Below are 6,073 nucleotides of genomic sequence, written 5' to 3' on the forward strand. Positions count from 1 at the left end.
GGGTGCCGCTGACGCGCCCGTGGGGTGCCGACGTCACCTCGGTCGGGGTCGTCGCGACACATGTCGTGCGCTCCGACGGCGGCGAAGGATGGGGCTTCTCCTGGAGTCCGCAGATCGGTGCGCCCGCCGTGCACGCGCTGCTCGAGCACGACATCGCTCCCGCCGCCGTCGGCCGCCCCGCAACCCCCGGCGAGAGCTGGCAGGGGATGTGGGAGCACCTGCACGAAGCCGGAGGCGGGGGGATCACGACGATCGCGCTCGCGGGTCTCGACCTGGCGCTGTGGGATGCCGAGGCGCGGTCGAGAGGTCTCTCGGTGTCGGACTCGATCGGGCGTCGCCGCGAAAGAGTGCGCGCGTACGGCTCAGGGGTGAACCTGCACTACTCGCTCGACGAGTTGCTCGCCCAGGTGCAGCGGTGGATCGATGCGGGGTGCGAGGCGGTGAAGATCAAGGTCGGAAAGCCCGACATCGCAGAGGACGCCGATCGCGTCGCCGCCGTCCGCGAGCTGCTCGGCCCTGATCGTGGGCTGATGATCGACGCGAACCAGCGGTGGGATCTGGAGCGGGCGACCGCATCCGTCGAGGTCCTGTCGCGCTTCGACCTCGTCTGGATCGAAGAGCCGCTGCGCGCCGACGACCTCGACGGGCACACGGAACTCGCGCGGCGCATCGACGTGCCGATCGCCCTCGGCGAGAACCTGCACACGGTGCACCGCTTCGGAGACTTCCTGCGCGCGGGGGCAGCGCACATCCTGCAGCCCAACATCGTGCGGGTCGGCGGCATCACGCCGTTCCTCGGCATCGCCGAGCTGGCCGCCGCACACGGCACAGCCCTGCATCCGCATCTGCTGCCCGAGCTCTCCGGGCAGCTCGCACTGACTCTGCCCGACACCGCGCACGAGGTCCTGGTCGAAGACGTCGAAGATGCCGGTTTCGGTGCGCTCGGAGCCCTCGCCGACCCCTCGCCGGTGACGATCGCCGATGGATTCCTCACCGAGAACGCGCACCGCGGCCTCGGACTGCGATTCGCCCCTGTGCTCGACGACGGGGCCCGCCTCGGCGCCTGAGCTCTCGGCGCCGAGGCGTGAGGTCAGGCCTGCGGCAGCACGCCCGCGTTCGCTCCGGCGAGCAGCTGCTCGACCTGCTCGTGCGTCACGTCGACCCCGGGGAATCCGATGAGGCGCCCGATCGGGAACGACGCCATCATCTTCTCCATGGCCTCGTCGTTGGGCATCATCGAGGCGGCCGAGGAATCGGCGCCGGTCAGCTCCCCCATGAACCCGCCCAGCGCACCCATCACGATCGGCCCCGCGACGGGGTGCGCCATCACGTCACCGATCGAGGAGTTCATCGTCAGCGGCAGGGAGACCACATCACCCGCCACCTCGACGGTCGCGGTGGAGCGGATGTCGCGGCTCGATGCCGCGACATCGATGCGGTACTCGCCGGGCTCGACGATCCAGCGGTCGACCCGCACATCCCAATAGGCGAGGTCCTCGCGGCGCACGACGAGGTCGACGGTGCGGGTCTCGCCCGCGGCGAGCTGCACAGACGAGAACGCCTTGAGCTCACGCGGCGCGCGCTGCACGGCCGACGACACCGGAGCGACGTAGACCTGCACGACCTCGCGCCCGTCGCGCGCGCCGTCGTTGGTGATGTCGACGCGCACGACCACGTCACCGTCGTCGGAGACCGAGACCGAGGCCTCCCCGTACGTGAAGGTCGTGTACGACAGCCCGTGCCCGAACGGGAAGGTCACATCGAGACCCTTCGCGTCGTACCAGCGATAGCCCACCAGCACTCCCTCGCCGTAGCGGACGTGACCGAACTCACCGGGGAAGTTTCCGAACGACGGGTTGTCCTCGAGGCGCACGGGCACGGTCTCGGTGAGCTTGCCCGACGGGTTGACCGCGCCGTAGAGCACGTCGGCGACGGCGCCTCCACCGGCCTGCCCGAGCAGCCAGCTCTCGACGATCGCCGGCACCCGGTCTGCGAACGGCAGCGCGACGACGCCGCCGTTGGACAGCACGACGACGGTGCGAGGATTGGCCTCGATCACGGCGTCGAGCAGCGCCAGCTGGTCGGCGGGCAGGTCGATGTGGTCGCGATCGAAGCCCTCCGATTCCTCGGCGGCGGGCAGGCCCAGCATGACGACGACGACGTCGGCAGCGGATGCCGCGGCGACCGCCTCGGTGCGCAGCTCGTCGTGAGAGCGACCCGAAGCGGCGACCGCGCCGCCCTCGACGGCGAAGCCCGCCGCGTACGAGACGTTGTCGCCGCCGACAGCGCGCAGCTCGTCGAGCGCCTTGTCGACCCTGGTCGGATTGATCAGCGACGACCCTGCACCCTGGAAGCGCGGCTCGGTGGCGAAGGCGCCGATCACGGCGACCTTCTGCTCGGGAGACAGCGGCAGCACATCGCCGTCGTTCTTCAGCAGCACGATCGAGCGGCCGGCCGCCTCCCGCGCGAGCGCGTGGTGGGCCGCGACGTCGAGAGGACCCGACACGACCGGACGTTCAGCGGCCTTGCGCACGAGGTCGATCGCGCGCGCGGCGGCGGTGTCGAGCACGCTCTCCGCGAGGTCGCCTGCGCGCACGGCGGCGACGAGCTGCGCATCCGTGCGTCCGCCCGACGAGGGCATCTCGAGGTCGAGCCCTGCGGCGACTCCGGCGACGCGATCGTTGACCGCACCCCAGTCCGAGACCACGAGGCCGTCGAAGCCCCAGTCGTCGCGCAGCACCTGGGTGAGCAGCCACGGGTCTTCCGACGCGTAGACGCCGTTGATGCGGTTGTACGAGCACATGACGGTCCACGGCTGGGCGTCGGTGACGACGCGCTCGAACCCGCGCAGGTAGATCTCGTGCAGGGGGCGGGGGTCGACGTCTGAGCTCGCGCGCATGCGATCGAACTCCTGGTTGTTGGCGGCGAAGTGCTTGAGCGAGGTGCCGACGCCCTGCGACTGCACGCCGCGCACGGATGCCGCCCCGAGCACGCCCGAGACGATCGGGTCTTCGGAGAAGTACTCGAAGTTGCGCCCGCACAGCGGCGACCGCTTGATGTTGATGCCGGGGCCCAGCACGATCGCGACGTCTTCGATGGCCGCCTCGATGCCGATGGCTGCGCCGACGCGCTCGATGATCTCGGGATCGAATGACGAGCCGATGCCGACGGCGGGCGGGAAGCAGGTCGCCGGCACACTGCTGGCGAGGCCGAGGTGGTCGGTGCCGCCCGCCTGCTTGCGCAGGCCGTGCGGGCCGTCGGTCATCATGATCGCCGGGAGCCCGACGCGAGCGATGGCCTTCGTCGTCCAGAAGTCCGCCCCGCTCGTGAGCGATGCCTTCTCTTCGAGGGTGAGGTCTGATGCCGAGGGCTCGGTCATGGTCTTCCTTTCGCAGGCGACGGCAGTGTCTTGCGAAAACTATATGCGAGTAGGTATTGGATTTCAAACGATGTTCAGGATTACTCTCGAGGGATGGCACGACGAGGTTCATACGCGAAGGGCGTCGCCAGACGCGAAGAGATCCTCGAGAGCGCTCTCGACGTGATCGGCCGCAGGGGGTACCAGAACGCCTCCCTCAAGCAGATCGCCGAGGTCGTGGGGGTCACCCCCGCAGCTCTCCTGCACTACTTCGGCAGCAAGGAAGAGCTGTTCACCGAGGTGCTGCGCACCCGAGACCAGCACGACCTGATGGCGCCCCAGCCGTCGGATCCGGCAGATGCCAAGGCGGCGTTCATCGATGTCATCCGCCACAACACCGAGGTCCCCGGTGTCGTCGAGCTCTTCTCGCGGCTCTCGGTGGATGCGGTGGACCCGGCGCATCCTGCGCACCAGTACTTCCTCGACCGCAGCGAGCGGCTGCGCGAGAGCATCGCCGATGCTTTCGATCGCGATGAGGCGCGGCGGGCGACGCTCGAGCCCGACGCGATGGCGCGCGTGATCCAGGCGGTCGCCGACGGGCTCCAGATCCAATGGATGATCGACCCCACCGTCGACATGCCCGGCATCATCGAGGCGCTGATGGATGTGCTCTACCCGCCGGCTCCGAAGGTCTGAGACGAGAACCGCCCCTCCTGCATCCAGGAGGGGCGGTGTTCGATCGGAGTCGGAGCCGTCAGTCGGTCCGGCCGTTCGAGCAGGTCTGCTGCGCGGCCGAGTTGCCCTTGATCGAATCAGGCAGGGCCACGATGTTGTCCGGCGTCTCCGTGGGGGCGGGAGTTGCGGTTCCCGTCTCGGCGGGAACAGGATCGGTCACCACGACGCCGTCGTTGTCGGTGTTCTCGGCGGTGACCTGCAGCTGTGCGTTCGCGTTGATCGCGTCCCACATCGTCTGCGCGGCCGACTCGTTCGCCACGACCTTGTTCGCATCCTCCCAGTCGCCGAGCGTCGGGTACTGGAGGAACACGATGTCCTCGAAGGGGACGGACTTCACGGCGAGCGCGATCTGGACGATCTTCATCGGGTCTGCGAGCGAGTTGCTCGCCTCGACGTTGCTGAGACCGGTGTTGGCGAGCTTCAGCATCATCGGCACGTTTCCGAGCGTCTCACCGCTGATCAGCTTGCGGACGAGGCTCGACATGTACTGCTGCTGGTTCCCGATGCGTCCGAGGTCGCTGCCGTCTCCGACGCCGTGGCGCGTGCGCAGGAACTGCAGCGCCTCAAGGCCCTGGACCGTGTGGGTACCGGCCGTCATGTCGAGGCCCGTGTAGCGGTCCTTGATCGGAGTCGCGAGGCACACCTCGACACCGCCGAGGGCGTTGGTGATCTCGATCACGCCGCCGAACGTCACCGATGCCGCGAACTGGATCTCCTGCCCGGTGAGCTGGGTGATGGTCTTCGCGACGCAGTTGAGACCGCCGTCGGTGTACGCCACGTTCAGAGGCTGCTTGCTCATCGCGGAATGCACGTTGCCCTCGTCGTCCTCGCACTCGGGGATCCCGAGCATCAGGTCGCGGGGGAAGCTGACGACCGTGATGCGCCGCGGCTCCTGAGAGACGTGCACGAGCAGGTTGACGTCGTTCAGCGTGCCCTCGGAGTCACTGCCGGTGCAGCGGTCGCCGAAGTACTCCTTGTACGCCTCTTCGCACGTGTCGACGCCCGTGAGAAGCAGGTTGAAGCCCTCTTTGTACTCGCCGATGTTCGGAGGCAGCGCGGCCTCTCCGTCGAGCTCGACCGCGTTGGCGGTGACCGTGCTCGAGAGGTCGTAGAGCACATAGGCACCGACGCCGAAGCCGCTGACCAGCACCACCGCGAGGCCGATCGCGATGAACTTGAGCAGCTGGCTGACCGGTCCGGGAGTGCGCAGCTGACCGTGGCGCGCGATGGTGCGGCGGCGTCGGGTGTGGGGACTCACTCGGGGCCTTTCGGTTCAGCGTGCGGTGCGGGGGGACACCGTGCTCGTTTCAGCGGAGGGTGTGGGATTCGAACCCACGAGACATCTCTGCCCACTGGTTTTCAAGACCAGCTCCATCGGCCGCTCGGACAACCCTCCCGACAGACGAATCTGCCGACAAGCCGTGAGTCTAGCCGAGTTCTATTCTCGCGCGCTGACCTGGGCGGGCGCTGGAAGCGTGTTCAGCGCGGCCGCAAGGCCACCCTGCTCGACATCTGCGGTGATCTCGCCCGCGGCCTGCTTCACCTCGAGGGGCGCCTGGCCCATCGCCACGGCCCGGCCGTCGAGCCCGAGCGCCCAGCCGAACATCCCGATGTCGTTCCGGCCGTCGCCGGCGACGAGCACCCGGCCCCGTTCGAAGCCGAGCTCGGTGCGCACCCGCTCGAGCGCCGTGCCCTTGTCGACACCCTGCGGCGCGATGTCGAGCCACGCCGTCCAGCCGATCGCGTACGAGACCTCGTTGAGCCCGGCGTCTGCGACGAGGCGGTGGAAGTCGTCTTCGTCATGCCCCGGCGACACGACCACGACGCGGGAGACGGGCTCGGCGACGAGTTCCTCGAACCCGACCTGACGCCCTCCGTCGAGCGTCCAGTCGTCGAGGTGCTCGGTGAACAGTCGCTGCCCCGAGCCCAATTCGACCATGTACCGTGCCTCCGGCAGCCGCTCACGCAGCAGCGCGAGCA

The 6,073-nt window shown here is 68.6% G+C and carries 5 protein-coding genes and 1 tRNA gene; 2 read left to right on the forward strand and 4 right to left on the reverse strand.

Going from position 1 to position 6,073, the window contains the following annotated elements:
- Positions 1–2: 2 nt before the first annotated feature.
- Complete coding sequence (locus tag J7E68_RS08580; RefSeq protein ID WP_215171725.1) at positions 3–1,067, forward strand: mandelate racemase/muconate lactonizing enzyme family protein; 1,065 nt, start codon at positions 3–5, stop codon at positions 1,065–1,067.
- A gap of 23 nt (positions 1,068–1,090) precedes the next feature.
- Here J7E68_RS08580 and J7E68_RS08585 read toward each other — a convergent pair whose 3' ends face one another.
- On the reverse strand, positions 1,091–3,379 hold the full coding sequence (locus tag J7E68_RS08585; RefSeq protein ID WP_215171727.1) for a glycoside hydrolase family 3 C-terminal domain-containing protein: 2,289 nt from the start codon (positions 3,377–3,379) through the stop codon (positions 1,091–1,093).
- 93 nt (positions 3,380–3,472) lie between these two features.
- Here J7E68_RS08585 and J7E68_RS08590 point away from each other — a divergent pair, with 93 nt between their 5' ends.
- A complete protein-coding gene (locus J7E68_RS08590; RefSeq protein WP_215171729.1) occupies positions 3,473–4,054 on the forward strand; it encodes a TetR/AcrR family transcriptional regulator in 582 nt (193 codons plus the stop codon).
- A 58-nt stretch (positions 4,055–4,112) separates the two neighbouring features.
- Here the strand turns inward: J7E68_RS08590 and J7E68_RS08595 are convergent, their stop codons facing one another.
- From J7E68_RS08595 to J7E68_RS08605, 3 genes are all read right to left on the reverse strand, one after another.
- Positions 4,113–5,351 (reverse strand): LCP family protein, encoded by a 1,239-nt coding sequence (locus J7E68_RS08595; RefSeq protein ID WP_215171731.1) that lies wholly within the window; start codon positions 5,349–5,351, stop codon positions 4,113–4,115.
- Positions 5,352–5,404: 53 nt separating this feature from the next.
- Positions 5,405–5,489: transfer RNA gene (locus tag J7E68_RS08600), tRNA-Ser, on the reverse strand.
- A 42-nt stretch (positions 5,490–5,531) separates the two neighbouring features.
- Positions 5,532–6,073 (reverse strand): HAD family hydrolase (locus J7E68_RS08605; RefSeq protein WP_251048795.1); only part of this gene is annotated, 542 nt, incomplete at its 5' end.

Origin of the sequence: Microbacterium sp. ISL-103, assembly GCF_018613995.1 — a bacterium.
GTDB lineage: Bacteria > Actinomycetota > Actinomycetes > Actinomycetales > Microbacteriaceae > Microbacterium.